This window comes from Mesorhizobium sp. M8A.F.Ca.ET.021.01.1.1, assembly GCF_003998025.1.
Lineage (GTDB): Bacteria > Pseudomonadota > Alphaproteobacteria > Rhizobiales > Rhizobiaceae > Mesorhizobium.
In genome coordinates, this window is sequence record NZ_RZSJ01001037.1 from 1 (window position 1) to 742 (window position 742).

Genomic DNA, 742 nt, shown 5'->3' on the forward strand with positions numbered 1-742 from the left:
GGGCCCGCCCGTGGTGATCAGCGTCGGCAGCAAGGCGCAGCCGATCACGCTCGCGATCAAGAACGCCACCGCACGCGCCTTCGGCGACGGCAAGGCGCCGATCGTCGACATCGGCGCCTCCTTCGTTTCGATCGTCGTCGGCGGCACGCGGCTGGATGATCTGGCGGCGCAAATCCATTCCGATGGTTTCGATATCCAGAATCGCGCCGGCCCGGTTGCCGTCAAGCTGGAGGCGGGCGGCCTGAAAACCGACGTCGCGACACTGGCGCCGCTGATCACCGGCAAGGTCGACGTCGATCTGGCCGGCTCAATCAGCAAGGACGCCATTATTGCCATCGATCAGGGTACGCTGCGCTCCGATGCGCTCAATGCGTCGCTGACGGCGACGGTGGCGCTGGCCGACATGTCGATGCAGCTCAAATTGAATGCCGACGCGGTGGCGACCGCGTTCCCGCAGCAGATCGCCTCGGTGCTCGGCGGGAGGGTGAAATTCTCGGCCGCTGCATCGCGCGATCCGCAGGGATCTTTCGCTGCGAACTCGATCGAACTCTCTTCCGGATCGCTCAGCGCCAGCGGTACGGCCAGCATGCAAGGCACGGACATCCAGGCCGACATCAAGGGCAAATTGGGCGACGTTTCGGTGTTGTCGCCGACGGTCGGTGTGCCGGTTGCCGGCGGGGTCGATTTCGCGGTGTCGGCAACCGGCGCGATCACCGCTCCGGATTTCACCGTTAGCGCCGAC

1 pseudogene is annotated in these 742 nt (G+C 65.5%); it reads left to right on the forward strand.

What is annotated here, in order from left to right:
• Positions 1 to 742 (forward strand): annotated as a pseudogene (locus tag EOA36_RS36425) (translocation/assembly module TamB); the annotation flags it as partial.